We start from the raw sequence: 26705 nt of genomic DNA, 5'->3' as shown, positions 1-26705 counted from the left end.
GACGGTAATTTGCAACGACCGTTGCCGTAACGTCAGGTGGTGGTCGTCAGCCACTGGCGCAAGACCGCGCTGGTCTCGTCCGGCTGTTCGATCGCCGGCAGGTGGCCGCATCGGTGGAACAGGTGGAACGAGGGGCGGGGCAGGGCTCGGAACATCGCCACCGACTCGGCCGGCGGGGTCAGCACGTCGCCGTCGCCCACGGCCACCAGCACCGGAATGTCGAGCGAGCTCAGCAGCGGGCGGCTGTCGGGCCGGTTGAGGATCGCCGTCTGTTGCCGCACGAACGCCGCGCCGCCGACCCGCTGGGCCATGGCCTTCAACTCCTCGCCGACCGGGCCGCCCAGGTGCTGCTCGTCGACCAGCCGCGGCAGCAGCCGGTCGGTGACGCCGGCGAACCGGCCGCGCGACAGCGAGGCCAGCGCCGCCTCGCGCTCGGCCGAGCGCCCCGGCGCGTCGGGCGCGGCGCTGGTGTCGAGCAACGCGGCCGCCGCGACCCGATCGCGCGCCTGGCGCAGCACTTCAAAGGCGACGTAGCCGCCCATCGACAGGGCGACCAACGTGAAGCGGGGCGGGGCGGCGGCCAGCAACCGGCCGGCCATGGCCTCGACGCTGTCGTCCAGCGTCACGTCGGCGATGCTCGACGGGGCCATATCCGACAGGGAATCGCGTTGGTCGCGCCACAGCCGCTCGTCGCAGAGCAGGCCGGGGATGAAGACGATGGGGAGCATGCCGCGGTTCTAACGCGGGCCGGCCTTAGCTGTCGCCCTCGACCAGCACTGGCGGCGTGTTGGGCCAGCCGGCTCGACGGCGCCGGCATGGCGCGGCTAGTTTCCCCTGGCCGGCGGCGGCGTGCGCCGCGGGCGAAGGGGCGAGCGATGGCGAGGCAGGCGGAACGACGGGCGGCGACCAGCGCGGCGATCCTGGCGGCGGCGCGCGACCTCTTCCGGGCCGAGGGCTACGAGGCCGTCAGCATCGACGACATCGCCGCGGCGGCCGGTTGCACCAAGGGCGCCTTCTACCACCACTTTCCGACCAAGCAGGCGATCTTCGACCAGTTGGTCGACGACGTTCAGGCCGAGATCGCCGCCGAAGTCTCCAGCCGGCCGCCGGCGACGGGCGAGGGCGAGGACGTCATGGCCGGCGCCATCGGCGCCTATCTCGCCGCGGCCAACCGGCCGGACGTGCGACGGATCCTGCTGATCGACGGGCCGGTGGTGCTCGGCTGGCGGCGCTGGCGGCAGATCGACGACGCCCACTTCGCCGGCATGGTGCGCGCCGGGGCGGCGCGGCTGATGGGACCGCAGGCCTCGGCCGTCGAGGTCGACGCCGCCGCGCGTCTCGTGCTCGGCGCGGTCATGGAGGCGGCGCTGGCGCTCGGCGACGCCGCCGACGAGGGGGCTTCGGCGGTCGATTACGGGGTCTCGCTGACCCGTCTGCTGCGCGGGCTTCGACCCGCCTGAACGGTCTTTCGTTGACTTGCATACCGACGGTCTGCAAAAACAGACTGAAAGTATGCAACCTAACGGAGGAGACGTCATGGCTATCGACACCGCGGCCCTGTTCGCCCGCTACCACGCTGCGTGGGAGGCCAAGGATCCGGCCCGCATCGCATCGCTGCATTCCGAGGATTCCGGCTTCATCCTGCACGACGGCTCGGCCCGCGTGCATGGCCGCGCGGCGCTGGAAGCCGACTTCGCCGAACTGTTCCGCAAGCTGCCCGGCTTCGGCTTCGAGATGCGCCGGACGATCTTCGGCGAACGCCACTGGGTGTTCGAGTGGGCGATGACCATGCCGCTGCCGGGCGGCGGATCCGCCAGCGTCGACCTGCTGGACGTCGTCGACGTCAATGACGCCGGCGAGGTGACCCGCAAGGACGTCTACATCAACGGCGCCCAACAGGCGGCGTTCTATGCGCGGATGGAGGCCGCCGCGGCGTGAGCCGCTAGGCCGCGAGCAGCGCCGCGACGCGGTCGGTCATGTGCCCCATCGCGGTGCCGACATTGTCCAGGTGGCAGTGCTGCTCGCCACCGTCCTGCGCCGTATAGACATGCAGTTCGGTGCTGCGCGCCTTCATCGCCTCGGCGACGACCTGCCGGGCCTGGGCGACCGGCACCTGCATGTCGGCCGCGCCGTGGAACACCACCAGGTCGCAGGCCAGCTCGCCGATCACCGGGGTCAGCGTGAAGCGCGGAACCTTGGCGACGATGTCCTCGAGGCTCTTGGCGCCGAAGAACCAGGCCATGGTCCTGGCGTCCAGGCCGTTCATCCCGGCCGAACCTTCGCCGCCGTCCTGGGCCGGCTTGATGCCGTAAAGCGCGCCCCAGGCCAGGCACATGCGATAGCGAGGGTCTGTCGACGCCGCCCGCACGGTCCGATAGCCGCCGAAGCTGCAGCCGACCGCCGCCACCCGGTCCGGATCGACGTCGTGGCGCGACAGCACATAGTCCATCGCCGGCTTGGCGTAGCGCTCGGTCTCCGGCTCCATGTGGACGTCCAGATGGAAGCGGGAGGTTCCCGAGCCTGGGCAATCGAACACCAGCACCGACACCCCGCGCCGGTTCAGTTCACGGATCAGCCCAACCTGCCAGAACCACTCCATCGACGAGTGCAGCCCATTGAAACAGACCGCCGTCGGGCGTCTGCCGCCGCCCGGCGCGGGCCAGAACATGCCTTCCAGTTCAACGCCCTGATAGGGGATTTTCACCGCCTCGAAGCGTTCTCCCGACAGTTCGATGGCGGCCAGGCAGAGCTCGCGCCCGCGATCAAAGGCTTTGTACTTCTCGGGGCTCAGCAGCATCGTCCACTCGGCATAGGCGATCAGCGCTGAGGCTCGACGGTAGATGTCCGCCGCCGTCAGGTTCTGGCCCTTGGCGCGGAAGCCGTCAGCGATGGCGGCCAGCCGCTCGCCCTCGGCCAGCCAGCCGGCGCACCAGATTGGATTGCCCTCCAGCAGCACCGGCGTCACGTCGGGCGGGACCGCGGCCGCGCGGCCGTCGAAGGTCAGCGGCGCCACGGCCTTGGCCCGTTCGAACACCGCCCGATTGGCCTCCACGTGGGCCAGATAGGGCCGCATCGCGCGCTCCAGATCGCCCATGGTCGCGCCCGCCGCCGAGGCGTTGTGGGCCGCGTAGTTCAGCCAATAGGTCGCCGCCGAGAAGGGCACGAGTTCGAGCATCGCAATCATCCGCCGCTGGTGTGAAGTTCACTATTGATCAATTGATCAATAAGAAATGAGTGTCAAGGCTGCGGCGCGGGCGTGGTAGGGCCAGGGCATGTCGGGAACGCAGGGCGATGAAACCGGACGGCGACGCACGCGGCTGTCGCCGGAGGCGCGCGAGCACGAGATCGTGCGCGCGGCCATCGGCTTCTTCGCGGAAAACGGCTTTGGCGGGCAGACGCGCGAACTGGCCCGGGCGATGGGCGTCTCCCAGGCGCTGATCTTCCGCTACTTCCCGACCAAGGAAGACCTGATCGAGCGGGTCTACGAGGAGGTCTTCAGCAAGGAGTGGAGGCCGAATCTCAGCCTGGTGGCCGACCGGTCACAGCCGCTTGAGACGCGGCTGATCGCCTTCTATCGCGACTATGCCGGGCTGATCCTCGGCCACGACTACACGCGTCTGCTGATGTTCTCGGCGCTGGGCGGCGTGAACTACCACGAGCGCCTGTTCGCCAGGATCGCGGCCGAGATCTATCCGGTCGTCATCGACGAGCTGCGCGCACACTACGGCCGCCCGTCGCTCGCAGAGCGCCCGGCCTCACAGAACGAGGTCGAAGCCGTCTGGGGCCTGCATGCGGCGATCTTCTTCGTCGGCATCCGCGAACATGTCTTCGGGCTCGGCGTCCCGCCGGCGGACGGGATGGTCGAACTGAAGGTCCGGACCTTCCTGCAGGGCGTTGCAGCGGCGCTAGCGGAGTAACAAACCCCGCTCATCCCGGCGAAGGCCGGGACCCAAGCTGAATCGCAAACAAGCCAGCGGCGCTCCAGCTTTGGCCAAGGGGCCGCTTGGGCCCCGGCCTTCGCCGGGGTGAGCGGAGGTGGGATCAAACCCCTAGTGCGTCGACAGCTTCTCGCGCTTGACGCGGATGCCGGCGGCCTCGCGATCCCAGGTCTGGGCGGTGACGCCTTCCTTGCGCAGCTCGACCTTCTGGATCTTGTTGGTCGGGGTCTTGGGCAGCTCTGCCTCGACCCGCACATACCGCGGCACCATGAAGTGGGCCATGCGCGGAATCAGGAACTCGATCAACGCCTTGGGGTCGACTGTTGAACCTTCGCGCGGAGCCACGCAGATCATCACCTCTTGCTCGCCGCCCGGCAGGTCGACGCCATAGGCGGCCACTTCGCGCACGTGCTCATAGGCGCTGACCTCGATCTCGATCTCCAGCGACGACATGTTCTCGCCGCGGCGGCGGATCGCGTCCTTCTTGCGGTCGACGAAGTAGAACAGCCCCTCGGCGTCGCGCCACAACAGGTCGCCGGTGTGGAACCAGCCGTTGCGCCAGGCCTCGGCGGTGGCGGCGGGATCGCCCAGATACTCCTTGAACAGCTCCCAAGGCCGGTCGGTGCGGATGGTCAGCTCGCCGACCTCGCCGACCGGAACTTCCTGGTCGAAGGCGTCGACCAGCCGGCACTGCACGCCGGCCCGCGGTCGCCCGCAGCTGCGCATGGTCTTCTCGTTGACTTCGCTGATCAGCGGCGAGGAGACCTCGGTCATGTTGAAGCCGGAGACGTATTCGAAGCCGAACCGCTCGGCCAAGGCCACCGTCTCCTCGGACACTGGCGACAGGGTGCAGATCCGCAGCGGATTGTCCTTGTCGTCGGCGCGCGGCGGCTCCTTGTGCAGGAAGCTGGTCAGCGCCCCGATGAACCCGCTGCAGGTGGTCGATCCGGTCTCGCGCACCAGGTCCCAGAAGCGGCGCGTGTCGAATGCCTCGAACAGGGCGATCGACCCGCCGCTGGCCAGCGCGGCCATGATCCCGCTGATCCCGCCGACATGGAACATCGGCAGGTTGACCAGCATCCGGTCGTCGGCGCGCATGTAGCCGTAGGTGACGCGGGCCGTGGTCCATTCCTGGACGTAGGAGGTGACCACCGCCTTCGAGGGCCCGGTGGTGCCGGACGTGAAGATGATCACCGGCGTGTCCCAGGGCTGCGGATCGGCTGGCGCCGCCTGGCGGGCGTCTCCGTTCAGCGCCGACGGCGGCTCGATCGCCTGGCTCAGATCCAGCGCATTGGGGCCCGGCGCGGTCAGGATCACTCGCTCCAGCGCCGGCAGGTTCAGGCCCGCCAGCCGTGGGGCCAGGTCAGGGTGGATCACCGCCACCTTCGCCCCGGTCTTGTTGACCGCGTGCTCCAGCAGCCGGCCGCGGAAGCTGGTGTTGATCGGGGCCAGCGCCGCCCCGGCGTAGTTGGCCCCGAACCAGGCCCGGCAGAGGGCGGCGGAGTTGGGCGCCCAGGCCGCCACGATGTCGCCGGGCTTCACGCCGCGCGCCTGCAGCGCTGCGGCCGTGGCCAGTGCGATTTCGCGGGTCTGGGCCCAGGTCCATTCCTCGCCGGTCTCGAACCGCAGGAACACCTTGTCGGGCGTCGCCTTCGCGTGCCGGTCGATCAGTCGGGGGACGACGCAGTCGGCGGCGCTCGGCGCGGCTTTCTGGTCGAACCAGACGGGATGGGACATGGGTTTCCTCCAACCAGACTCTGGCGCCAGGCGGCCGCTTCGGTCGGCGGCGCTGCCCTCGCGCTTGATTTGAGATACATCAAATCAGTTTCAAAATGAAAGTGATATTCGGTGCGGCGATCGGCTCAGATGTCGGCTTGTCGGAATCAAACTGGCAAATTGAAACTAAATGCGCCTATCATGCGCCAATGAGGATGGCCGCGAGCCGTCCAGCAAGGGAGAGCGACATGCCCGTCGAACTGGTGAACCGGGTCCACAGCACCATCGAGCCGAACGACCACCCCTATATGAACGGCGCCTGGACCCCGCAGCACGAGGAGTTCAACGGCGAGGGGCTGGAAGTGATCGGCCAGATCCCGGCCGACATCGACGGCGTCTATGTCCGCAACACCGAGAACCCGGTCCACGAGCCGCTTGGCCGCTATCACCCGTTCGACGGCGACGGCATGCTGCACGTGATGAGCTTCAAGGACGGCAAGGCGGCCTATCGCAACCGCTTCGTCCGCACCAAGGGCTTCCAGGCCGAGGCGGAGGCTGGCCGCGCGCTGTGGGCGGGCCTCGCCGAAAACCCCGCCAAGTCGACCCGCCCGGGCTGGGGCGCGCACGAGCGGCTGAAGGACTCGTCCTCGACCGACGTCGTCGTTCACGCCGGCAAGATCCTCTCGACCTTCTACCAGTGCGGCGAAGGCTACCGCCTCGACCCCTATTCGCTGGAGCAGGAGGGCATCGAGAGCTGGACGCCGATCGACGGCATCTCCGCCCACCCCAAGGTCGACGAGCACACCGGCGAGCTGCTGTTCTTCAACTACTCCAAGCACGCGCCCTACATGCACTACGGCGTGGTCGGCGCGGACAACAAGCTCAAGCACTACATCCCCGTGCCGCTGCCGGGCCCGCGCCTGCCGCACGACATGGCCTTCACCACCAACTACTCGATCCTCAACGACCTGCCGGTGTTCTGGGAGCCCGAACTGCTGGAGAAGAACCTGCACGTGGTGCGGTTCCACCGCGAGATGCGCTCGCGCTTCGGCATCCTGCCGCGCTACGGCAAGCCGGAAGACATCAAGTGGTTCGAGGCCGATCCGACCTACGTGCTGCACTTCCTCAACGCCTTCGAGGACGGCGACGAGGTCGTGCTCGACGGCTACTTCGAGGAGAACCCGGAGCCGAAGTCGTCCAACAGCGCCCCGGCCGGCTATGAGCGGATCATGGCCTTCCTCGACCAGAACGAGCTGCGGCCGAAGCTGCACCGCTGGCGCTTCAACATGAAGACCGGTGAGACCCAGGAACAGCGCCTCGACGACCGCATCCTCGAGTTCGGGGTCATCAACAACCAATACGCCGGCCTGCCGTACCGCTACGGCTACAGCGCCGTGTCGAAGCCGGGCTGGTTCCTGTTCACCGGCCTCGTCAAGCACGACCTGAAGTCCGGCGAGAGCTGGGCGATCGACTTCGGCGAGGAGCGCTACGGCAGCGAGCCGGGCTTCGCCCCCCGCGTCGGCGCCGTGGACGAGGACGACGGCTATCTCGTCACCTTCGTCACCGACATGATCGCCGACCGCTCGGAATGCGTGGTCTACGACGCCAAGAAGCTGGCCGAGGGTCCGGTCTGCCGGATCGTGCTGCCGGGGCGCATGTCCAGCGGCACCCACGCGACCTGGGGGCAGGGGCAGGCGATCCGCGCGGCGCAAGGGAAGTAGGCATCAGCAAGTCCGGGGTCTGCTCGACGGCTCCGGGCGACTGGTCGGGTCCCGGTCTGTGCTGCGCAGGCCGGGACTTCTTGTGTCCGCCTACCAGGTCTTCAGCGGCTTCACGGCCATCGGGGCCTTGTAGATGTAGAGCTGCGGCTTGGCGGCGCTGGCCGGCTTGGCGGTGAACCTGACGGTGTTGTCGGTCGTGGTCCTGGCTGGCGCGGTCTTATAGGTGGCGGCCATCAGCAGGCCGCTCGACTTCACGTCGTGGCGCACCTGTCCGCTGCTCTGCGCGGACGCCGTCCCGGCGGCTATCAGGCCGAGGGCGGCGATCAAGGCGACGAATCTCACGCGCCTTCCTCCCATGTATTTGTCTAGTCACGGACCTTCTTGCGGGTCCGTTCAGCAGGCTGCACCGCTTTCGCTGGCGGTGCAAACTCGCAATCTACAAACGTCAGTGATCGGACGCTTCGGCGGCCTCTTCCTGCGCGGCGCGGACATAGGGCTTGATCGCCGCGATCAGCGCTGTGACCCCAAGTGGCAGCACCACGGCGGTGACCACAGCCACGGCGACGCCGATCTTTTTGGGATCCTTCAGCCAGTGGTCGCTGATCAGCGCCACCGCCGTCGGCCCGACCGTGAAGGCGACGATGTTGCCGATCAGCAGGTAGAGGGCGATCACCCGGGCGCGCACGCGGTTGGGCGTCACCGCCTGGAACGAGACCGCCGGCAGGCCCTGGGTCAGGCCAAAGCCCAGGCACATCAGCGCCAGCATCGCCGCCGCCAGCTCGCCGGTCGCCATCATCGGCGCCGCCAAGGCGAACGGGAAGGCGAGGGTCGCGCCGATGATCGCCACGCGCAGCACCGCGTCCTTGCGGCCGGCGGCGGCGAAGCGGTCGGTCCACCAGCCGCCGATCAGCACGCCGAGCGTGCTGCCGACCAGCAGGATGGTCCCGTAGACGGCGCCGACCTTGCCGACCGGCCAGCCGTGCGCGCGCATCAGGAAGGCCGGCGCCCAGGTCAGGTAGGCGGCGATCACCACCCCGACCAGCGAGTAGCCGGCCGCCAGCAGGGTGAACACCAGCCAGCGGCGGCGCAGGTAGGGGCCGAGCGGAGCGGATGGCGCCGCGCCCGCGCCCTGGCGGGCCGGTTCGCGCAGGAACAGCATCGCGGCGATCAGCACGGGCCCGGGCAGGCTGACCAGCATGAACGCGATCTGCCAGCCCTTCAGCAGTCCGACCAGCGGCAAGCTGACCGGCGGGGCGGTGGCCGCCCATTCGATCACCGCGCCGCCGATGATCAGCGCCATGCCGACCCCGGCGATCGAGCCGATCGCATAGACCCCCATCGCCCGCGCCCGCTTGGCCGGGGGAAAGGAGTCGGCGATCATCGAATAGGCGGCCGGCGACAGCCCGGCCTCGCCGATGCCGACGCCGACGCGCGCGGCGAACAGCGACACAAACGACCCGGCCAGGCCGCAGGCCGCGGTCATCGCGCTCCACACCCCGATGCTGACCATGATCAGGTTACGGCGCGAGCCGCGGTCGGCCAGCCAGGCCAGCGGCACGCCCATCAGGGTGTAGAACAACGTGAAGGCCAGCCCGCTCAGCAGGCTGAACTGGGTGTCGGTGATGCCGAGGTCGCGGCGCAGCGGCTCGACCAGCAGAGTCAGGATCTGGCGGTCGACGAACCCCACCGCATAGGCGGCCATGAGCACCAGCACCATCGTCCAGGCGCGGGCAGGGGCGGGCCAGGCGACGGCCGTGACCTGCGTCGCACGCAGGGAAGAATCCGTTGCCGGATCTCGGGCCGGAGCTGTGGTCGACATCGACTTTTGAAGCATTACCCGGCCCCCAATGGCACCGCCGTCTGCGCGGCGTCGACCGCACCGTCACCTCGATGGTATCAAAATGCAAGCCAATCTAATGAGACTTTCAAAAAAGGACTTGTGCGGTTCAGTTCAGTAATGCAAGTCTCTCGTCACGGGCCGCAGAGCCCAGTGGATCGGCGCCGGCGGCGCTGCACGTACGGGGGAAACTCAATGACCAGGCAAGCGCTCATTCTGTTGGCTACCTGCGCCGTCGGGGCGCTTTCGACCGGGACCACGGCGGTCGCCCAGACCGCGCCGGCCGCCAGCGCCCGGCCCGTCGCCGTCGAGGAAGTGATCGTCACCGCCGACCGCCGCGAGCGGAAGCTGCAGGACGTCCCCTCGGCGATCAGCGCGATCACCGAGCAGGCGCTGGAACGCAGCCGCATCGTCGATCTCAGCTCGCTGTCGACCACGGTGCCGTCGTTCTCGATGACTGAGAGCTCGGCCCTGGGCAAGGAGCTCAGCATCCGCGGCGTGACCAGCGTGCGGATCCTCGACGCCACCGCCGAGCCGTCGGTCGGGATGTTCGTCGACGAAGTCTACCTCTCGCGGATGGGCTCGGCCTTCACCGACTTCTACGACCTGGAGCGGGTCGAGGTGATCCGCGGCCCGCAGGGCGTGCTGCTGGGCAAGAACGTGGTCGGCGGCGCGATCAGCGTCATCACCGCCAAGCCCAAGTTCGACCCGTCCGGGGCGACCACCGTCTCGTTCGGCAACTACGACTCGGTGATGGCCAACGGCTACGTGACCGGGCCGCTGACCGACGACCTGGCCGGCCGTGTCGCCTTCCAGGTCCGCAACCGCTCGGGCTACAGCCAGAACGTCATCCTCGGCGGCGACATGGACAACCTGAAGTCCTATCAGGGGCGCGGCGAGCTGCTGTATCGCGCGCCAGACGCCGACCTTCAGGTGCTGGCGACGTTTGACTACGGCCGGGATGAGACCGACGGCACGGCGCGGGTGATGACCGACGACCCGTTCGCCGCCGGCACCGGCGTGGTTGCGGCCTGGCGCGCGGCGCGGGGCCTCGGCCCGCGCGACGGCACCAGCCCAGAGCATGAGTACAGCCGCCGGATCACCCGCGGGGCCATGCTGCGCGTCGATTGGGGCGTGTTCGAGGGCGCCAAGCTGACCTCGATCACCGGCTACCGCTCGTCCAAGGGCGTGATGGGCTTCAATCAGCTGGGCATCGGCTCGCCTCCCGGCCTGGCCGACACCTTCTATTCGACCACCGAGAAGCCTGAGACGATCAGCCAGGAACTGCGGCTGGTGTCGGACAATCCTGACAGCCGCTTCGACTGGATCATCGGGGCGTTCCACCAGAGCGACGACGTTACGCGCTACGACTCCAACGTCGCCACCACCTACACGGCGATCCCGGCGCTCAGCGGCACCTTCCTCTACACCAACAAGGCCGACCTCAAGACGTCCGCGGTCTTCGGCCAGGTCGGCTACAAGTTCACCGACCAGCTCAAGGCCACGGTCGGCCTGCGCTACACCATGGACGACAAGAGCGGCACGCGCCTGGCCCAGTGTCTCGAGGACGGCGGCGACGGCCTCTGCGTGGCGGCCCTGGTGCTGGCCAAGGGCCAGTCCTTCACCGTCAACTACGGCAAGGACTGGAACGCCCTGACCCCGCAGGGGATCATCGAGTACCGCCCCAACGACAACGTCATGATCTACGGCAGCGTCGCCAAGGGCTTCAAGGGCGGCGGCTGGGACCACCTGCCGTCGACCGCCGCGGCCGCCGCCATCGGCTATGACCCGGAAAAGGCCACCAACTACGAGATCGGCGTGAAGTCGGACCTGTTCGACCGCCGGGTGCGGCTGAACCTCGCCGCCTTCAAGATGGACTACAAGGACCTGCAGTCCCAGCAGCTGGTCCTGGAATGCCTCTGCCTGATCACCAGCAACGCCGGCACCGCCGAGATCAAGGGCCTGGAAGCCGAAGGCACCTGGGCGGTCAACGAGGACCTGACCCTGACCGCCTCGGGCTCGTGGCTCGACGCCAAGTACAAGAACTTCGTCGACGGGGCCGGGGTGGTGTTCTCGGGCAACCAGATCCAGCGCTCGCCGGAGTACAAGTTCGACATCGGCGCCAACTACGTGTTCGGCATCGGCGAGTGGGACCAGGCCTTCAGCCTGCAGACCAACTACACCAAGCAGGGCAAGAGCTACTGGACGCCGGCCAACACCTTTGCCCAGGAGCCGTTCGGCCTGTGGGACGCCTCGCTCCGCGTCCAACCGCCCGGTGCGGCCTGGTCGGTCACGGTGTGGGGCAAGAACCTCACTGACGAACTCTACGCCGTCGCGGCCCAGACCTTCTTCGGCGATCTGATGAACTACTACGCCCCGCCCAAGACCTACGGCGTGGACCTGAAGTACGAGTTCTAGCAGCCCGCCTCCCGGGGCTGACGACTGAGCCGGCGCCGTTCCCCTGGCGCCGGCTTTTTCGTGTCCGCGGCTGCGGGTTCGTTGACAACGGCGCGGCGCGCGCTCTGAGATTTGGCGCAAGAGCCACGTGCGATGGCTCAAGCAGCCCAGGGAGTGACGCCATGACGGAAGCAACTCAGGTCGAGGGCGCCGCGGGCCCGGCCAGGAAAATCACCATCTATCGGGCCGAGGAGGGCAAGCACCTCCTTGAGGCGATGCAGTTCGCGCCCATGAACGACATCCAGGCCCGCGGCCTGCAGAACGTCGTCGAGGCGGGCTACGAAGGCGGCAACGTCGTCAAGGTGCTGTTCTCCAGTGAGGAGCTTGGCCTCAGCCTGACCTACGCGTGGTTCAAACAGGGCTTCCCCTTGCCCCGCCACAGCCACAGCGCCGATTGCCTCTACTACGTCATCTCCGGCGCCCTTCAGTACGGCAGCGAAGTTCTGAGGGCCGGGGACGGCATGTTCGTTCCCGCCGGCGCGGTCTACACCTTCGAGACGCTCGAGGACGGCGTCGAGTTCGTCGAGTTCCGCAAGGCCGCCAGGTACGACATCAACTACCAGACGTCCGAGAAGGTCTGGGAACGTCAGCTGCAGCAGACCAAGGACAACGTCGAAGCCTGGCGCGTCGCCGAAGCGCCGCCGGCGGCGCGCCGCATGTTGGGGTTGGCGTAGGGCGTCCGCCGTCGGCGATCAGGTCCGCGACCGCAATCGACCCATTGCGGACGATCAGAACATTGGCTTGTGGCCCGTGGACCTGCGGCTAAGGTCGTAACCATGCTCCACCAATTTGTGCCCGCTACGGTGCTTTTCGGCTGCTCGTTACTTGCGGCCTGCTCGCCACGAGTGGATGTTCTCGCCCGCCTACCTAGCCCGGATGGACGACTGGATGCGGTGCATGCGCAGCCTAAGACCGGCGCGACCGTGGGCTTTGTCGATTGGGTCTACATCGTACCGCATGGCGCGAACCCAAAAGGCGAACCAATCTTTGTCGCCGACAAGGTGAGCCCCGCCCTCAACATACAGTGGTCCGGTCCAAGCCTGATGATCGAGGCGCAGACCGCGCGGGTGTTCACGTCGGCATCCGGCGCGAAGGTGGGGGGCAGCGTCGTCCCCGTCCGAGTGCAGGTCGCCAATCGGGTGGATTGATGTCGGCTAACCACCCACTTTGGACCTTCCAGACGTCTGCCTTCGGCCGAGGCCTCCAACTTTGGCGTACGGGGAGCCGCGGGGGGGCTGGGTGAACCCGTCTGGCGGGTTCCCGCGGCTCCCCGTCGCCCCGCGAGCGCGCCCCGAAAGGCTCGCCCCCAGAACTCGGCGGGTCGCTGGCGCGTGTTATCAGGCGGTCAGGGCCGGTACGCGGCGCGCCCGGCGGTCATGACGGAGCAGGGCGCCCGCGCTCACGAAACCCAGGATCATGGCGCTCCAGATGATCGACACCTCGGCCGCGCGCGCGGCGCTCACGGCGGCGTCCTGGCCGCCAACGGCCGGGCTGGCGGAGGCCGCCATGGCGACGGCGAAAGCCAGCGTCGCCGGCAAGTGCTTCAACATCTGCGTCACGTCCTGACAAGCCGCCGGGAAGCGGCCTTCATGGACGCGGGTATGGCGCGCTTTGATATGTGTGCGCCAACAAGTATTTGAAAAATAACGTAAACGAATGTAACGCCCGCGACCCCAAGGTAGGCTGCGGGCGCCACCTGTGGGGTCAGAGTTCGACGAAGCTCTCGAACCCGCCAAAAATCATCCGCTTGCCGTCGAACGGCATCAGGGCCGGATCCATCTTGATGCGCGGATCGGCCATGACCTTGGCGTTGATCTCGTCGCGGCTGGCGCGCGAGGCGTAGACGATCCACGAGAACACCACGACTTCGTCGTCCTTGGCCTGGACGGCGCGCGGGAACGAGGTCACCTCGCCATAGGGCGTGTCGTCGCCGATGCATTCGACATAGGCCAGCGCGCCGTGATCCTTCCAGACGTCACCGGCGTTGCGGGCGATGTCCTTGTAGGCCTCGATCTTGGCCTTCGGCACGGCGAGCACGAAACCGTCGACATAGGGCATGGGACTTCCTCCTTTGGGTTGTGCAGACCAAAGGACGTTCGCGCGGCGTCCGATCCGACAGCCGCGCGATTTATTCTGCGAGGCGCCTAGTGAGACGCGCCTGGCTTGCGCCAGCGCCAGATCAACAGCACCAGCGCCGTGATGATCAGGATCGCAAAGCCCGACAGCATCCAGGCGTTCAGGTACCAGTGCTCGCCCCAGGTGAACTTGCCGGACATGATCTTCGCCCAGCCACGGAAGTGCTGCGTCGAGCCGACCGACAGGCCGAAGATCGCGAAGACCGCCGACAGGTAGCGGACCATCCAATGGGCCGGGTTCGGCAGCAGGAGCAGCAGCCCCAGCAGGCCGATCACCGTGCGCTGCGTGCGGCAGTAGGGGCAGTGATAGACGAGCCCCGCCCAATCGACGCCCCAGGTCGCGATGGCGACGGCGATAGCGAGCAGTCCGACGATCCGCCGGTGACGCAGCAGAATGTCGGGAAGGTTGTCGAACATGGGCGCCCCCTCAGCCTGGAAACACGGCCAAAGCGGGCCTGACCAGCGACCATAGGCGCCGTCGCCGCGCGGGTCGAACAAATAGCCCCGCTCGGGGGCTATCCGCTGTTGCGCAGCCCGGCGGCGACCCCGTTGATGGTCAGGTGGATGCCCTCGCGGACGGCCTCGGCCTCGTCGCCGGCGCGGCGGCGGCGGATCAGCTCGATCTGCAGGTGGTTCAGCGGATCGATGTAGGGCAGGCGGGTGCGCAGCGCCTCGGCCAGGTCCGGGTGGCGGTCCAGCAGCGCGCTCTGGCCGCTGATGGTCAGCAGCGCTTCGACCGTCTTGTTCCACTCGCCTTCGATACGGCCGAAGATCGTCTGCGCCAGGGCCTTGTCCTCGACCAAGCCGGCATAGCGGCGGGCGATCAGCATGTCGCTCTTGGCCAGCACCATCTCCATGTTGGCCAGCGTCGTGGCGAAGAACGGCCACGCTTCGTGCAGTTCGTTCAGTTCGCTCAGCGACGCGCCGGACGCCTCGATGGCCGAGCCGAAGCCGTACCAGCCGGGCAGCATGGTCCGCGATTGCGACCACGAGAACACCCACGGGATGGCGCGCAGGCCCTCGATGCTGCGGGTCGGCTGGCGCGAGGCCGGCCGGCTGCCGATGTTCAGCTCGACGATCTCGGTCAGCGGCGTGGCGCCATAGAAATAGTCCACGAATCCAGGGGTTTCGTAGACCAGGTTGCGATAGGCCTCCATCGAGGCCTGGGACAGCTTGTCCAGCACCGGGGCGTGCTTCTCGCCCTGCCGTTCGGCCGAGGCCTTGCGCAGCGAGGCCAGCACCACGCCGGCGGTGATGGTCTCCAGGCTCTGGTCGGCCAGCTGCGGGTCGGCGTACTTGTTGGCGACGACTTCGCCCTGCTCGGTGATGCGGATGCGGCCGCGCACGGTGCCTTCGGGCTGGGCCAGCAGCGCCTCGTAGCTCGAGCCGCCGCCGCGGCCGACCGTGCCGCCGCGGCCGTGGAACAGCTGCAGGCGAAGGCCCATCGCCTCGGTGGTGGCCAGCAGCGCCCGCGAGGCCTGGTGCAGTTCCCAGGTCGAAGTCAGGTAGCTGCCGTCCTTATTGGAGTCCGAATAGCCGATCATCACTTCCTGCAGCCGGCCCTCGGCCAGCAGCGACTTGATCAGCGGCAGCGACAGGTACTCGCGCATCGTCTCCGGCGCGGCGCGCAGGTCGCCGATGGTTTCGAACAGCGGCTCGGCGAACACTTCGGTGCGCGGGGTCCGGCCCGGATGGAACAGGCCGACCTCCTTGAGCAGGATGTAGACCTCCAGCAGGTCCGAGACCGAGGTGGTGTTGGAGACGATGTAGGCGACGATCGCCTGGCGGCCGTACTGCTGGCGCGAGCGCGCCGCCTGGGCCAGCACCGCGTACTCGCGGCGGGTCTCCTCGCTGTATTCGGCATAGGGCGAGTAGAGCAGCCGACCGTGCGCCAGCTCCGAGAGCAGCAGGTCCTGGCGGGTCTGTTCGTCCAGCGCCTGATAGTCGGGGCAGACACCGGCCACCGCCATCAGCTCGGCGATCGTGCGCGCGTGGACCGCCGAGTTCTGGCGCAGGTCCAGCGTCGCCAGGTGGAAGCCGAAGCAATCGACCGCCCGGATCAGCTCGGGCAGCGGGCCGTTCGCGAAGGTGTCGCCGTGGTTGGCGACCAAGCTGTCGAGGATGGTCTGCAGGTCGGCCTTCAGCGCCTGGGCGTTGGCGTAGGGCGCGGCAGCCAGCGGCGAGGGGCGGGGCGGGGCCTCGCCGGTCAGGATCGGATAGGTCGCCGCCAAGCGCGCATAGACGCCGCGCAGCGCCCGGCGATAGGGCTCGTCGCCGCGCTGCGGCGAGACGTCGCCCGAAGCGTCCGCCAGCGCCTGCAGCGCCGGCGTCACCTGGGCCAGGGTGCTGGACAGCGACAGCTCTGCGCCCAGGGCGTGGATCCGTTCCAGATAGTTCAGCAGCGCGGCCTGCGACTGGCGGGCGAACGCCTGGCGCTGGACCGCATCGGTGACGAACGGATTGCCGTCGCGGTCGCCGCCGACCCACGAGCCGATGCGCAGGAAGCTGGGCAGCTGGGCGTCCAACTGGCGGGTCCAGCGGGCGTAGAGCTTGGGCAGCTCGGCCAGGAAGCTGCGCTCGAAATACGAGACTGCGGTCTCGATCTCATCGATTACACCCAGGCGAACGCCGCGCAGCAGCCGGGTGCGCCAGAAGATCGCCACTTCGCGCAGCAGCTCCAGCTCGCGGTCGTGCCGCGCAGCTTCGCCGTTCGCCTGCTCCAGGGCGCTCAGCGCCGCGGCGATGGCGCCGGTGCGGTCCAGCACGCTCTTGCGCCGCACCTCGGTCGGGTGGGCGGTGATCACCGGGGCGATGAACGCTGTCTGCAGCATCTTGGCGACCTGCGCCGTCGAGACGCCTTCCTTGGCCAGCGCCTCCAGGCTGCCGGCCAGGTTGTCGGGGCGCGGGTCGCCGGCCTTGCGGCGCTGAACATAGTCCTCGGCGATGTTGGTGATCTGCAGGAAGCACGCGAACGAGTGGGCGAAGCGCACCGTCTCGCGCAGGTCCAGGCTGCGCAGCCGCTCCTCCAGCAGCGCAGCGTTCGCCGCCCCGCCTTCGCGATGGAATGCGACGGAGGTTTTGCGGATGTCCTCGATGCGGTCGAACAGCGTCTGGCCGTCCTGGGATTTGATCACGTCCCCCAGCACGCGGCCCAAAACCCGAACCCTGGCCCTCAGCTCCGAGGGCGGCGACTTGGCAGCTCTTTCCGGCACGCGCGCACTTTCAGAATGTCGTTACGTCAATTCGATGCACGGCGTTCTCTACAGGCGATTTGGCGCGCCGTCGCGGGCGAGTTTGAGCGCCTCAGGCGCGGACCGGAAACCAGACCTCGATCGCCGGCCGGCCGGTGTTGCCGGCGTCGTCGCCATAGACCTCGATGAAGTCGGGGGTCAGGCTGTCGCCGGCCGAGCGCAGGCCCAGGTTCGGCAGCCAGCCGTACCAGGCGGTCCAGATCGTGCTGCGCAGCCGGCTCACCGGTCCGAGATGGGCGAACACCGCATAGCGGCGGCTCGGAACCTGCAGCTGCTCGAAGGCGGCCGGCCGGCGGGCCTCGTCGTCGGTGGCCACCGCGGCGATCATCTCGAACCCGTCGCGCTGGGCGAACAGGTCGTAGTAGAGCCCGTATCCCGCGCCGCCCTTGCGCCCGCCGACCTTGGCGAAGCGTTCGGAGGCCGCGCACCAGTGCTCGTCCAATGCGTTCCAAACGCCTTCTTTGCGGGCATGGCGGCGGCGTAGGCCCGCAAAGGTCCATGGGCGCTCCTCGAAACGCGGGGCCTCGATGGCTGCCGGCTGAAGTCTCTCCATTGTCCCTCTCGTCAGTCTGGCGCGGCGAGCACCGCGGCTTTGCCGCGTCGCGCGCCTGCATCCAGATCGTGTGAAGGCCGCGCGAAGGAACGCCTGAGCGTGTCCGGACGGTGAGCGACCGTGTGGCCATACAGCCTAGCTGCGCGATGTCGCCGGCGTTTTGCCGCCCATGACCGCTGCGAAATGCTGATGGCGAAAATGCGCGCGACGTCAGGTTTCGACGCAATAGAGCCTGTTCGTCCGACCGCCATCTGATAGTCCGAACGGACTAGTTTGGTCGGGTATTGGACGATCTGAACTTAGTAAAAACAACTGTCAGGGGAAGTGTTCAGATCAATTGTAAAATGTTAAGCAATGTTGTTGTGCGTGGCGGAATTGTGGCGCAAATCGACTGCCATCTAGAACAACAACAAGGTGGGTTTGCGTGAATATGCTCAAATTTCAGGTCAAGGCGCCGGCCGTGATTTCGGCGCTGGTTCTCGCGGCCGCGATCGCGACTCCGGCCGCCGCGGCGGTGCAGGTCGAATTCAAGAACGTCGCGGGAGTGTGGTTCGACCCGGTCGGCGGCGTGAACCTCAACACCTCTGCGAACGGCGGCGACGGCACGATCCGCTGGGGCTATTCGACCGGCTACGGCCAGAGCGGCTACAACTTCGTCGGCACCGACTTCTCGGCCAGCCTCGACCAGGCCATCGACTCTTCGGGCTCGGTGAACATCGGCGAGTTCCAGCACGTGAACTTCCCGATCAGCAGCGGCGGGGCGATCACCGGCGTCGGCCTGCGCTTCACCACCGACGTCTGGGCCGACGGCTCGTTCCTCGGCACGAAGACCTTCGAGTACAATTTCTCGCACAACGAGACGACGAACCAGTCGAACCCGTGCGCCAACGGTCAGCCGAACAACAGCGGCATCAATGTGAACGGCTGCGCCGACCGCGTGACCATGAACTTCAACTCGAACTCGCAGGTCTTCCAGATCGGCGGCAAGCAGTACACGCTGAACCTCGACGGCTTCCTGGTTGACGGCTCGCCCAGCGGCGGCTTCTGGACCAAGGAGAGCGCGGTCAACAGCGCCTACATCCGCGGCAAGATCGACCTCTACAGCGTCGCCAGCGGCGTGCCGGAACCGGCCACCTGGGCGATGATGATCATCGGCTTCGGCGGCGTGGGGACCATGGTCCGTTCGGCCCGTCGCCGTCAGATGCTGGCGGTCTGACCCCAGCCTGCGACTTGATTGTGAAAGGCCCGCTCGAACGAGCGGGCCTTTTTCGTGGGGTTCAGCGGTCGAGGTATTCGCGGATCAGGGCGCGCGCCGTCCGCGGCAACATGCGGTCGGGGCCTTCGCCGCCCAAGGTGATGCGGGCCATGTGCGAGCCTTCGAGCAACAGCAGCAGCCCGTCGCCGAGCTCGTCGTCGGCGGCGCCCGCGGCGCGGGCCAGCTCGATCAGCCGCCGCCGCGTCTCCATCTTGTGGGCCTTGGCGACCAGGAACGCCGGATGGTCGGGTTCGTGCAGCTCGACCGCAGCGTTGCACAGCGCGCAGCCATGCGTCTGCGAACTCTCGGCGAAGGCGTCGAACAGTCCCTCCAGCTGGGCCCGCGGCGTGTCGAAGCGCGCGATGATCTCCTCCCACCAGGCCCAGCCTTCCTTCGACTGCTCGCGCAGCACCGCGGCGACCAACTCGTCCTTGGAGGGGAAGTTGCGATAGAGGCTCATCTTGGTCGCCCCGGCCTCGGCGGCGATGCTCTCGACGCCGACCGCGCGGATGCCCTTGCGATAGAACATGTCCCGGGCCGCCTCGAAGATGCGGTCGCGCGCCGAGCGCGGCGCGGTGTCCGTCGTCTTGGATGGTCTCGCCGCCATGTCCCGCCTTTCAGTGAGCGACCGGTCTGTATCGAGTTACATCACCGCGCGTCTTCCACAGGGTCAAGCGGGCAGGCGGCTGAGCTTCGCCTTATCGGCCGCGATGCTGCACGATCAGGCGGATGTTGCGCTGGCGGGTCAGCCAGCTCCACAGCCAGTCGAAGGCCACCGCGATGCGATTGCGCAGGCCGATCAGGAAGTAGACGTGGGCCACGCCCCAGAACACCCAGCCGATGAAGCCGGTCAGCTTGACCTGCCCGATCTGCACCGCCGCCGCGTGCCGGCCGATGGTGGCCAGGTCTCCGGCGTGCATATAGCTGAACGGCGCCTCGCCGGGCCGTCCGTTCAGCCGCTCGGCGATCTGCCGGGCCGCGTGTTTGCCGGCCTGCTTGGCGGCCGGGGCGATGCCGGGTACGGGCTTGCCGCCGCTGGCCATGGCCGCAGCGTCGCCGACCACGAACACCTCCGGATGGCCGGGCAGCGACAGGTCGGCGGCGACTTTCACCCGTCCGGCGCGGTCGTGCTCGGCCGCCAGCTCTGCGGCCAGCGGCGAGGCGGCGACCCCGGCCGCCCAGACGATGGTGCGGGCCGCGACCCGGGTCTCGCCCAGGACCACGCCCCCGGCGTCGACGTCGGTGACCATCGCCCCGGTGCGCACCTCCACGCCGAGGCCTTCCAGCGCCCGCTCGGCATAGGCCGAGAGGTCGGGCGACAGGGCCGGCAACACCCGCGGTCCGCCCTCGACCAGCAGCACCCGCGCCTGGCCCGGATCGATCTGGCGGAAGTCGCGGCTCAGGGCGTCGCGCGCCAGTTCGGCCACCGCCCCGGCCATTTCCACACCCGTCGCCCCGCCGCCGACCACCACGAAGGTCAGCAGCGCCGCGCGGCGCTCCGGCGGGGCGGTCTCGGCCTCCTCGAACGCCGACAGCACCCGGCGGCGCAACTCGGTGGCGTCCTCCAGGCTCTTCAGGCCAGGCGCGTGCGTCTCCCACTGCGGCTTGCCGAAGTACGAGTGGGCGGCCCCGGTGGCGACGATCAGGTAGTCATAGGGAAACTCCCCCGCCTCGGTGACCACCCTGCGGGCTGCGAGGTCGACGCGCGTGGCCCGGGTCATCACCACCCGCGCATTGGCCTGCCGGGTCAGCACGTGGCGCAGCGGCCAGGCGATCTCCGACGGCGACAGCGCCGCGGTCGCCACCTGATAGAGCAGGGGCTGAAACAGGTGATAGTTGCGCTGGTCGATAAGGGTGATCTGGCAGTCGGCCCGCGCCAGGGCCCGCGCCGCCTCCAGTCCGCCAAAGCCGCCGCCCACGATCACGACGCGGGGTTTGTCGGCCTGGGACATGGAAATCTCCGGTTGCGGCGCACACCCATCTAGAGGCCGTGCGGCTGCATCCGGCAAGGCGTCGAACCGCATTTGGCGAACGCTGTCCGAGAGCGCATGATGTCGAACAACTGTTTGAGGAATCCTGGCCGGGGGGCCGGGACGCGATTTCATAGGTGACATTGGTGGGCAGCGAACATTTCGACGTGCTGATCGTCGGGGCCGGGCTCTCGGGCATTGGCGCGGGCTATCATCTGCAGGCCAATTGCCCGGGGAAGACCTACGCCATCCTGGAAGGCCGCGAGGCCAGCGGCGGCACCTGGGACCTGTTCCGCTATCCGGGCATCCGTTCCGACAGCGACATGTACACCCTGGGCTACGCCTTCAAGCCCTGGCGCGAGGCCAAGGCCATCGCCGATGGTCCCTCGATCCTGAAGTACGTGCGCGACACCGCCATCGAGAACGGCATCGACCGCCATATCCGCTTCGGCCACCAGGTGAAGCGCGCCTCGTGGTCCTCGGCCGACGCCCGCTGGACGATCGAGGCGGAGGTCGGCCCGAACAAGGACGCGGTCCGCCTGACCTGCAACTTCCTTTTCATGTGCACCGGCTACTACGACTACGCCGAGGGCTACACCCCGCAGTTCGCTGGGACCGACCAGTTCCAGGGCCAGATCGTCCATCCCCAGAAGTGGCCGGAAGACCTCGACTATTCGGGCAAGAAGGTCGTGGTGATCGGCAGCGGCGCCACCGCCGTCACCCTGGTGCCGGAAATGGCCAAGACCGCGGCCCACGTGACCATGCTGCAGCGCTCGCCGACCTACGTGGTCTCGCGCCCGGCCGAGGACGCCGCCGCCAACTGGCTGCGCGCCAAGCTGCCGGCCAAGCTGGCCTATGGCATCACCCGTTGGCGCAACGTGCTGTTCGGCATGCTGTTCTTCAACCTGGCCCGCAAGAAGCCGGAAAAGACCAAGCAGCAGATCATCGACATGGTGCGCCAGCACCTGGGCCCGGACTACGACGTCGCGACCCACTTCACCCCGCGCTACAACCCCTGGGACCAGCGCCTGTGCCTGGTGCCGGACGCCGACCTGTTCGACGCGATCAAGGACGGCTCGGCCTCGGTGGTCACCGACCAGATCGACGGCTTCACCAAGACCGGCCTGAAGCTGAAGTCCGGCCAGGAGCTCGACGCCGACGTGGTCGTCACCGCCACGGGCCTGAAGCTGCAACTGCTCAGCGGTCTGCAGGTCAGCGTCGACGGCGAGCCGGTCAATATGGCCAGCACCATGAGCTACAAGGGCATGATGTACAGCGGCGTGCCGAACCTGGCCTCGGCCTTCGGCTACACCAACGCCTCGTGGACGCTGAAGTGCGACCTGACCTGCGAGTACGTTTGCCGCCTGCTCAACCACATGGACCGCACCGGCCAGCCGATCTGCACGCCCAAGCCCGATCCCACCGTCGGCGAGGCGCCCTGGCTCGACTTCTCTTCCGGCTACGTCCAGCGCTCCATCGACCAGTTCCCCAAGCAGGGAACCAGGAAGCCGTGGAAGCTGCACCAGAACTACGCCCTGGACCTCGTCAGCCTGCGCTTCGGCTCGGTCGACGACGGCGTCATGCAGTTCTCCAAGCCCCAGGCGCGGGCCAGTCAGGATCTTGCCGCCTGATCGAACGTCGATATGCGGCGGCTTGCCAAGCCGCCGCCCCGTGGCTCTGATAGCCCCGCCGGCCGCTGACGCCGGCCGGGGCGCGGGGAGGCGGCCATGGGGACGTTTGCGGGGCGTGCGTTGCCGGGCTGGTATGACGACGCCAAGTTCGGCGTCTTCATCCATTGGGGCCTGTTCTCGATCCCCGCCTTCGCGCCCAAGGTCGGCAAGATCTCCGACATCTTCAAGACCGACTACCGCCGGGCGGTGGCGCTTTCGCCCTATACCGAGTGGTACGAGAACGCGATCAAGTCGCCTGACACGCCCTCGGCCGCGTTCCACCGCGACACCTATGGCGGCGCGCCCTATCGCGACTTCCGCGAGCCGTTCCTGGCGGGTTTGAGCCAGTGGGATCCCGACGCTTGGGCTGAGGCGATCGCCGGTTCCGGGGCGCGCTACGTCGTGTTGGTCACCAAACACCACGACGGCTACTGCCTGTGGCCCTCGCGGGTGGCCCATCCGCACGCTCAGGGCTGGCGCACCGAGCGCGACGTGGTCGGCGAGCTGGCCGCCGCCGTGCGCCGCGCCGGCCTGCGCTTCGGCGTCTACTATTCGGGCGGCATCGACTGGAGCTTCAATCCCGAGCCGCTGCGCACGCTGATGGACTTCGTCGGCTCGGTGCCCGGCGGCCGCTACCCGGCCTACGCCACGGCCCAGACCCGCGAGTTGGTCGAGCGCTACGAGCCTAGCGTGCTGTGGAACGACATCTCCTGGCCGACCGCCCAGGGCGAGCTCGACGCGCTGTTCGACGACTACTACGCCGCCGTGCCCGACGGCGTGGTCAACGATCGCTGGAAAACCCCGACCTTCACCGCGCGGTTGCTGCGCCATAAGCTGCCCCGGCTGGTGCTCGACCGGATGATCGAGTCCCGCGCCGCCAAGTCCGGCGGCGGGGCCGACGGCGTCGTGCCGCCGCCGGTGCCGCACAGCGACTTCCGCACCCCCGAATACGTCCGCTTCGCCGACATTCAGGACCGCAAGTGGGAGGCGACGCGCGGCATGAGCCACTCGTTCGGTTTCAACCGCAATGACGGCGAGAGCGACTACGAAAGCGTCGAGCACCTGCTGCTGGAACTGGTCGACAGCGTCTCCAAGGGCGGCAACCTGCTGCTCAATATCGGCCCGCGCGGCGACGACGCCCAGATTCCCACGCCGCAGATCGAGCGGCTCAACGCCATCGGCGCTTGGCTGCGCGACAACGGCGAGGCGGTCTACGCGACCCGGCCCTGGCGCATCGCAGAGGCGCAGACGCAGGACGGCGCGCCCGTCCGCTTCACCACCCGCGGCGGGCGGCTCAACATCATCCCGCTGACCGCCGTCGAGGGCCGCGAACTGCTCGTGCGCGGCGTAACGCTCAGCGGCCTCGGCGCGCGTCTGTCCGACGGATGCCCGGTCGAGCTGCGGCCCGAGGGCGAGGACACCCGGATGATCTTCGCGCGGCCCCGGGCCGGCGCCTACGCTCCAGCGGTGGCGATCGACGGCGGCGCGTTCGAGAACCCCGGGGTGGGGAGTCCGACGCCTTGACGGCCAAGCCTGCGGCTGGACCAATGGGCGCATGAAGCCTGCGCGCACCCGGGCCATCTATGCCGGCTCGTTCGACCCGATCACGTTCGGTCACCTGGACATCATCCAGAAGGCGCTGCTCACCTTCGACGTCGTGCACGTGGCGGTCGGTATCAATCCGCTCAAGGCCGGCCTGTTCGACGTCGACGAGCGGCTGGACCTGATCGCCCAGTCGGTCATCGATCTAGGCTTGGCCGGGCAGGGGACCTTGCCGCCCCAGGTCGAGATCGGCGCCTTCGAGGGCGAGAGCGTCATCAAGTACGCCCACCGCATCGGCGCCACCCACATCGTCCGCGGCCTGCGCCAGTCGTCCGACTTCGACGACGAGTTCCGCTATCACGGCATCCTTGGCCGGCTCGAGCCGAACATGCCGATGATCCACATCATCTGCCGCGAGACCTTCCTGCACGTCAGCTCCAGCACCGCCCGCGAACTGGCCAGCCTCGGCGAAGACGTCTCCTGGCTGGTGACCCCCAGCGTCGAGCGGGCGCTGCGGGCCAAGTTCGGCGAGCCGGCGGGCTAGTTCGCCTCGGTCTCGGAGCCAGGCTTCCGCCGGCTCCGATGCAGCCCCATTCCGATTGTCCAGGCGGTGGTGAACATCAGAAGTATCGAGGCCTCGGGGGCCTGCAGGACCATGCAGACAAAAAGACCGGCGAAGGTGACGTAAAGCAGGATCGTCAGGCGTCGATCGAAACCCTTGTTCGACGCCTCCCAGGCGCCGCTGAACAGCGGGACGCGAGGACCCGTACGGGTGAAGTCCCTGGCCATCCACAGCAGCAGGGCGGGCAACCCAAGCAGCATCGTCGCTCCCGCCAGGATCATCAGCAGAATTTCCATGCGCCCGTCCAAGGCCCAGTTGCCGGCGACGAAGGCGGCGTTGGTCACCAATAGCCGCCCGGCGTGAGCTTCGACCTTGATGGCGAAGGCGCGTAGCCAGAACTCCTTTGGCTCGGCCATGGACGGCCGCCCCTAGCCCAGCCGCAGCCGCACCGGGTCCAGCTCGGTGCGCGGCGCATAGTGGTCGCCCAGCAGCCGGCTGCCCTCGATCGACAGTCCCACCGGAATGACCAGCTCGCCCGACGCCTCGGTCGTCGCCGCGGCCAGGTCCAGCCGCGCGACCTCGACCCGATAGTCGCGCTTGGGGGTGTCGGCGACGGTCAGCGCCGCGCCCTTGTCGTCGACCTCGATCGCCGGGTCGGCCAGGAACACCGACAGCATGCCGCCATGGGCCTGGAATTTCACCTCGCCAAGAAAGCCGCCGCGCCCCTGCAGCCGGCCGTCGGCGTCCAGGCTGAGCCCGCCATCCGCCGCGGCGAAGACGAACGCCCCGTCCTCGGCGGTCTGTGCGCCGCCGCCGACCTCCGTGGTGCCGCCGGTCATGGCGACATAGTTCCGAAAGCTCTGCTTGACGCCCCACTGCAGCGACGCCGCCGGCTTGTTCTGGTCGCTCATCGTCGACTCCCTCCCCATACCGAGCCCGGAAAGTAACATCTCTCGCCAAACCCGCAGCGGTTGCTTGCCGGCGTCGTGACAATTCCTTTGCTGTGCGACAGTTTGCCGGCCGCCGGACGATGGGTCGGCGCGGAGTGGGTATGGTCGACCTTCTGTCGTCGCGCGCCGAGGTTCGCGACATCTATGACGGGTTCAACGGACACGTGGTCGAAGGGCCGCGTTCGCCGCGCCATGGGCCGGCGGCCTCGGCGCGGCTGCCGGTCGAGCACGGCGCCGGCCATTGGGACGTCGTGCGGCTCTACGACTACCTGCTCGTCTGCGTCGCCGACAGCAGCTACGACGACCATTACACCCTGCCGATCCGCGCGCCGGAGGATCTGGTCTCCCTGCGCTTCGTGCTGGCCGGCGGCATCGGCGTGCACGACGACGGGCCCAATGCGGTGCGGGTCGAGAAGGGCTACGCCTCGGTGCTCACCCTGCCGGCTGGGCGCGACTACGACCTGCATATCCACGGCCGCGAGCGGCTGGCTTCGCTGACTCTCCACTTCCACGCCGGCAATCTGGCCCGGATCATGGGGCTGGCCCCCGACGAACTGCCCAAGCTGCTGCGTGATCTCGACCGCACAGGGCAGGGGTTCAATCACCTGGGCATGCGTCTGACCCCGGCCATGCACAGCGCGGTCGGCGACATTGTCGGGGCCTCGTTCAAGGGCGCGCTGCGCCAGCGCTATCTCGAGGCCAAGGTCATGGAGATGCTCTGCCTGCTCGTCGACTCGGTCGAGAGCGGCGAGCAGGGGCCCCGCGCCGCCTCGCCGGTCCGCCGCAGCGAGCGCGACAGCCTCTACCAGGCGCGCGAGATCCTGATGGCCGAGTTCGCCGACCCGCCGACCATCGAGGCGCTGGCCCGCCGCGTCGGCCTCAATCGCACCAAGCTGCAGGGCGGCTTCAAGGAGACGTTCGGGACCACGGTTTTCGACTTCTGCCAGGGACGGCGCATGGAACGGGCCAAGGATCTGCTGCGCGAGGGCGGCATGACCATCGCCGAGATCGCCGAATCGGTCGGCTACGAGCACCCGACCAACTTCACCGCCGCGTTCCGCCGCAGGTTCGCCGCCGCGCCCAAGGACTTCCGCCGAAGGTAGCGCGGCGGGGGTGCTGCACCTGCGGTTGCCGTTCGGCGACGACTG

The 26705-nt window shown here is 68.1% G+C and carries 26 protein-coding genes; 12 read left to right on the top strand and 14 right to left on the bottom strand.

Annotated elements, in window-relative coordinates:
• Positions 1–32 precede the first annotated feature (32 nt).
• Positions 33–728: an alpha/beta hydrolase gene (locus tag C0481_RS04300; protein WP_293401005.1), complete on the bottom strand. Its 696-nt coding sequence runs from the start codon at positions 726–728 to the stop codon at positions 33–35.
• 147 nt (positions 729–875) lie between these two features.
• On the opposite strand from C0481_RS04300, the gene C0481_RS04295 reads away from it, so the two are divergent.
• Both C0481_RS04295 and C0481_RS04290 read left to right on the top strand, forming a co-directional pair.
• Positions 876–1460, top strand: coding sequence for a TetR/AcrR family transcriptional regulator (locus C0481_RS04295; protein WP_293401003.1), 585 nt, complete (start codon positions 876–878; stop codon positions 1458–1460).
• A gap of 76 nt (positions 1461–1536) precedes the next feature.
• On the top strand, positions 1537–1938 hold the full coding sequence (locus C0481_RS04290) for a nuclear transport factor 2 family protein (RefSeq protein ID WP_293401001.1): 402 nt from the start codon (positions 1537–1539) through the stop codon (positions 1936–1938).
• Positions 1939–1942: 4 nt separating this feature from the next.
• Here C0481_RS04290 and C0481_RS04285 read toward each other — a convergent pair whose 3' ends face one another.
• Positions 1943–3175 carry an alpha/beta fold hydrolase gene (locus C0481_RS04285; protein WP_293400999.1) on the bottom strand — a complete coding sequence of 411 codons (1233 nt, stop codon included), beginning with the start codon at positions 3173–3175 and terminating at the stop codon, positions 1943–1945.
• A gap of 97 nt (positions 3176–3272) precedes the next feature.
• Between C0481_RS04285 and C0481_RS04280 the strand changes: the two genes are divergently transcribed.
• Complete coding sequence (locus C0481_RS04280) at positions 3273–3917, top strand: TetR/AcrR family transcriptional regulator (RefSeq protein WP_293400997.1); 645 nt, start codon at positions 3273–3275, stop codon at positions 3915–3917.
• 132 nt (positions 3918–4049) lie between these two features.
• On the opposite strand, the gene C0481_RS04275 is transcribed toward C0481_RS04280, so the two are convergent.
• Entirely contained in the window at positions 4050–5675 is a 1626-nt protein-coding gene (locus C0481_RS04275) for an AMP-binding protein (protein ID WP_293400995.1), read from the bottom strand.
• A 227-nt stretch (positions 5676–5902) separates the two neighbouring features.
• Here C0481_RS04275 and C0481_RS04270 point away from each other — a divergent pair, with 227 nt between their 5' ends.
• Positions 5903–7375: a carotenoid oxygenase family protein gene (locus C0481_RS04270; protein ID WP_293400993.1), complete on the top strand. Its 1473-nt coding sequence runs from the start codon at positions 5903–5905 to the stop codon at positions 7373–7375.
• Between the two features lie 90 nt (positions 7376–7465).
• On the opposite strand, the gene C0481_RS04265 is transcribed toward C0481_RS04270, so the two are convergent.
• Both C0481_RS04265 and C0481_RS04260 read right to left on the bottom strand, forming a co-directional pair.
• Complete coding sequence (locus tag C0481_RS04265) at positions 7466–7717, bottom strand: hypothetical protein (protein ID WP_293400991.1); 252 nt, start codon at positions 7715–7717, stop codon at positions 7466–7468.
• A gap of 103 nt (positions 7718–7820) precedes the next feature.
• Positions 7821–9209, bottom strand: coding sequence for an MFS transporter (locus C0481_RS04260; protein ID WP_293400989.1), 1389 nt, complete (start codon positions 9207–9209; stop codon positions 7821–7823).
• A 198-nt stretch (positions 9210–9407) separates the two neighbouring features.
• On the opposite strand from C0481_RS04260, the gene C0481_RS04255 reads away from it, so the two are divergent.
• The 3 genes from C0481_RS04255 (at position 9408) to C0481_RS04245 (ending at position 12817) form a co-directional block, all read left to right on the top strand.
• A complete protein-coding gene (locus C0481_RS04255) occupies positions 9408–11630 on the top strand; it encodes a TonB-dependent receptor (RefSeq protein WP_293400987.1) in 2223 nt (740 codons plus the stop codon).
• A 161-nt stretch (positions 11631–11791) separates the two neighbouring features.
• On the top strand, positions 11792–12343 hold the full coding sequence (locus C0481_RS04250; RefSeq protein WP_293400985.1) for a hypothetical protein: 552 nt from the start codon (positions 11792–11794) through the stop codon (positions 12341–12343).
• A 102-nt stretch (positions 12344–12445) separates the two neighbouring features.
• Positions 12446–12817, top strand: a complete 372-nt coding sequence (locus C0481_RS04245) for a hypothetical protein (RefSeq protein ID WP_293400983.1) — start codon at positions 12446–12448, stop codon at positions 12815–12817.
• Between the two features lie 189 nt (positions 12818–13006).
• On the opposite strand, the gene C0481_RS04240 is transcribed toward C0481_RS04245, so the two are convergent.
• From C0481_RS04240 to C0481_RS04220, 5 genes are all read right to left on the bottom strand, one after another.
• The gene (locus C0481_RS04240; protein WP_293400981.1) at positions 13007–13219 is read right to left on the bottom strand and encodes a hypothetical protein; all 213 of its coding nucleotides are present in this window, start codon (positions 13217–13219) and stop codon (positions 13007–13009) included.
• Between the two features lie 154 nt (positions 13220–13373).
• Complete coding sequence (locus tag C0481_RS04235; RefSeq protein WP_293400979.1) at positions 13374–13727, bottom strand: DUF1428 family protein; 354 nt, start codon at positions 13725–13727, stop codon at positions 13374–13376.
• An 86-nt stretch (positions 13728–13813) separates the two neighbouring features.
• Complete coding sequence (locus C0481_RS04230; RefSeq protein WP_293400977.1) at positions 13814–14221, bottom strand: hypothetical protein; 408 nt, start codon at positions 14219–14221, stop codon at positions 13814–13816.
• A 98-nt stretch (positions 14222–14319) separates the two neighbouring features.
• Positions 14320–17016: a phosphoenolpyruvate carboxylase gene (gene ppc / locus C0481_RS04225; protein ID WP_293400974.1), complete on the bottom strand. Its 2697-nt coding sequence runs from the start codon at positions 17014–17016 to the stop codon at positions 14320–14322.
• 91 nt (positions 17017–17107) lie between these two features.
• Positions 17108–17608: a GyrI-like domain-containing protein gene (locus C0481_RS04220; RefSeq protein ID WP_293400972.1), complete on the bottom strand. Its 501-nt coding sequence runs from the start codon at positions 17606–17608 to the stop codon at positions 17108–17110.
• A 430-nt stretch (positions 17609–18038) separates the two neighbouring features.
• Here C0481_RS04220 and C0481_RS04215 point away from each other — a divergent pair, with 430 nt between their 5' ends.
• Positions 18039–18824: a THxN family PEP-CTERM protein gene (locus tag C0481_RS04215; protein WP_293401054.1), complete on the top strand. Its 786-nt coding sequence runs from the start codon at positions 18039–18041 to the stop codon at positions 18822–18824.
• Positions 18825–18885: 61 nt separating this feature from the next.
• Here the strand turns inward: C0481_RS04215 and C0481_RS04210 are convergent, their stop codons facing one another.
• Positions 18886–19470: a TetR/AcrR family transcriptional regulator gene (locus C0481_RS04210; RefSeq protein ID WP_293400970.1), complete on the bottom strand. Its 585-nt coding sequence runs from the start codon at positions 19468–19470 to the stop codon at positions 18886–18888.
• Between the two features lie 91 nt (positions 19471–19561).
• Positions 19562–20815, bottom strand: a complete 1254-nt coding sequence (locus tag C0481_RS04205; protein ID WP_293400968.1) for an NAD(P)/FAD-dependent oxidoreductase — start codon at positions 20813–20815, stop codon at positions 19562–19564.
• Positions 20816–20979: 164 nt separating this feature from the next.
• Here C0481_RS04205 and C0481_RS04200 point away from each other — a divergent pair, with 164 nt between their 5' ends.
• The 3 genes from C0481_RS04200 (at position 20980) to coaD (ending at position 24589) form a co-directional block, all read left to right on the top strand.
• A complete protein-coding gene (locus tag C0481_RS04200) occupies positions 20980–22464 on the top strand; it encodes an NAD(P)/FAD-dependent oxidoreductase (RefSeq protein WP_293400966.1) in 1485 nt (494 codons plus the stop codon).
• 96 nt (positions 22465–22560) lie between these two features.
• Positions 22561–24027: an alpha-L-fucosidase gene (locus C0481_RS04195; RefSeq protein ID WP_293400964.1), complete on the top strand. Its 1467-nt coding sequence runs from the start codon at positions 22561–22563 to the stop codon at positions 24025–24027.
• A gap of 31 nt (positions 24028–24058) precedes the next feature.
• Positions 24059–24589 (top strand): pantetheine-phosphate adenylyltransferase, encoded by a 531-nt coding sequence (gene coaD, locus C0481_RS04190; protein ID WP_293400962.1) that lies wholly within the window; start codon positions 24059–24061, stop codon positions 24587–24589.
• Here the strand turns inward: coaD and C0481_RS04185 are convergent.
• Positions 24586–25023 (bottom strand): hypothetical protein, encoded by a 438-nt coding sequence (locus tag C0481_RS04185; protein WP_293400961.1) that lies wholly within the window; start codon positions 25021–25023, stop codon positions 24586–24588. The two genes, coaD and C0481_RS04185, sit on opposite strands and share 4 nt — an antisense overlap.
• Positions 25024–25035: 12 nt before the next feature.
• Complete coding sequence (locus C0481_RS04180; protein WP_293400960.1) at positions 25036–25518, bottom strand: HtaA domain-containing protein; 483 nt, start codon at positions 25516–25518, stop codon at positions 25036–25038.
• 140 nt (positions 25519–25658) lie between these two features.
• On the opposite strand from C0481_RS04180, the gene C0481_RS04175 reads away from it, so the two are divergent.
• Complete coding sequence (locus tag C0481_RS04175) at positions 25659–26660, top strand: AraC family transcriptional regulator (protein ID WP_293400958.1); 1002 nt, start codon at positions 25659–25661, stop codon at positions 26658–26660.
• Positions 26661–26705 lie beyond the last annotated feature (45 nt).

Source organism: Phenylobacterium sp., from assembly GCF_013822795.1.
Classification (GTDB): Bacteria; Pseudomonadota; Alphaproteobacteria; order Caulobacterales; family Caulobacteraceae; genus Phenylobacterium.
Note: the sequence above shows the minus strand (reverse complement) of the source record. Positions and strands in the feature narration are given on the sequence as shown.

Coding starts and splice junctions, on each gene's coding strand:
- C0481_RS04300 (WP_293401005.1), bottom strand. CDS start 728: ATGCTCCCCATCGTCTTCATCCCCGGCCTGCTCTGCGACGAGCGGCTG.
- C0481_RS04295 (WP_293401003.1), top strand. CDS start 876: ATGGCGAGGCAGGCGGAACGACGGGCGGCGACCAGCGCGGCGATCCTG.
- C0481_RS04290 (WP_293401001.1), top strand. CDS start 1,537: ATGGCTATCGACACCGCGGCCCTGTTCGCCCGCTACCACGCTGCGTGG.
- C0481_RS04285 (WP_293400999.1), bottom strand. CDS start 3,175: ATGCTCGAACTCGTGCCCTTCTCGGCGGCGACCTATTGGCTGAACTAC.
- C0481_RS04280 (WP_293400997.1), top strand. CDS start 3,273: ATGTCGGGAACGCAGGGCGATGAAACCGGACGGCGACGCACGCGGCTG.
- C0481_RS04275 (WP_293400995.1), bottom strand. CDS start 5,675: ATGTCCCATCCCGTCTGGTTCGACCAGAAAGCCGCGCCGAGCGCCGCC.
- C0481_RS04270 (WP_293400993.1), top strand. CDS start 5,903: ATGCCCGTCGAACTGGTGAACCGGGTCCACAGCACCATCGAGCCGAAC.
- C0481_RS04260 (WP_293400989.1), bottom strand. CDS start 9,209: ATGCTTCAAAAGTCGATGTCGACCACAGCTCCGGCCCGAGATCCGGCA.
- C0481_RS04255 (WP_293400987.1), top strand. CDS start 9,408: ATGACCAGGCAAGCGCTCATTCTGTTGGCTACCTGCGCCGTCGGGGCG.
- C0481_RS04250 (WP_293400985.1), top strand. CDS start 11,792: ATGACGGAAGCAACTCAGGTCGAGGGCGCCGCGGGCCCGGCCAGGAAA.
- C0481_RS04245 (WP_293400983.1), top strand. CDS start 12,446: ATGCTCCACCAATTTGTGCCCGCTACGGTGCTTTTCGGCTGCTCGTTA.
- C0481_RS04240 (WP_293400981.1), bottom strand. CDS start 13,219: ATGTTGAAGCACTTGCCGGCGACGCTGGCTTTCGCCGTCGCCATGGCG.
- C0481_RS04235 (WP_293400979.1), bottom strand. CDS start 13,727: ATGCCCTATGTCGACGGTTTCGTGCTCGCCGTGCCGAAGGCCAAGATC.
- C0481_RS04230 (WP_293400977.1), bottom strand. CDS start 14,221: ATGTTCGACAACCTTCCCGACATTCTGCTGCGTCACCGGCGGATCGTC.
- C0481_RS04220 (WP_293400972.1), bottom strand. CDS start 17,608: ATGGAGAGACTTCAGCCGGCAGCCATCGAGGCCCCGCGTTTCGAGGAG.
- C0481_RS04215 (WP_293401054.1), top strand. CDS start 18,039: ATGCTCAAATTTCAGGTCAAGGCGCCGGCCGTGATTTCGGCGCTGGTT.
- C0481_RS04210 (WP_293400970.1), bottom strand. CDS start 19,470: ATGGCGGCGAGACCATCCAAGACGACGGACACCGCGCCGCGCTCGGCG.
- C0481_RS04205 (WP_293400968.1), bottom strand. CDS start 20,815: ATGTCCCAGGCCGACAAACCCCGCGTCGTGATCGTGGGCGGCGGCTTT.
- C0481_RS04195 (WP_293400964.1), top strand. CDS start 22,561: ATGGGGACGTTTGCGGGGCGTGCGTTGCCGGGCTGGTATGACGACGCC.
- coaD (WP_293400962.1), top strand. CDS start 24,059: ATGAAGCCTGCGCGCACCCGGGCCATCTATGCCGGCTCGTTCGACCCG.
- C0481_RS04185 (WP_293400961.1), bottom strand. CDS start 25,023: ATGGCCGAGCCAAAGGAGTTCTGGCTACGCGCCTTCGCCATCAAGGTC.
- C0481_RS04180 (WP_293400960.1), bottom strand. CDS start 25,518: ATGAGCGACCAGAACAAGCCGGCGGCGTCGCTGCAGTGGGGCGTCAAG.
- C0481_RS04175 (WP_293400958.1), top strand. CDS start 25,659: ATGGTCGACCTTCTGTCGTCGCGCGCCGAGGTTCGCGACATCTATGAC.